General features: G+C 57.1%; 1 protein-coding gene. It reads left to right on the top strand.

Going from position 1 to position 282, the window contains the following annotated elements; translation table 11 throughout:
* On the top strand, positions 1-282 hold a 282-nt coding region (locus tag Q4528_RS13580; RefSeq protein WP_303522071.1), incomplete at both ends, for a hypothetical protein.

Raw genomic sequence — 282 nt, 5'->3', positions numbered from 1 at the left:
GCTTTGGGATGCGATTAATCCCGAAACGACGATTGTCCCGCTCAAGCTGGCGGGTGACTGGAATCTGTGGCGGCTGTTTGCCACCAAGGCGTCGCTTGTTCAGACCAAGTTCCCCCTGGCTGCGTTCTGCGTTACCGAGAACCAGCTCTCGGCGCGGCTGCGCGACAAGTACAATGCCGAAATAGAAGCGATCATTCCGGCCAAAGAACGCCGGAAAGCACTCGCCGCGATGGGGAAAAGCAAAACCGGGTTCACCCGCCGATTTTTCAAGGTCAACTATGC

The organism is Staphylococcus pasteuri (assembly GCF_030547725.1).
Lineage (GTDB): Bacteria > Bacillota > Bacilli > Staphylococcales > Staphylococcaceae > Staphylococcus > Staphylococcus pasteuri.
The sequence above is the reverse complement of the archived record's forward strand: the minus strand, read 5'-3'. Positions and strand labels throughout refer to the sequence as shown.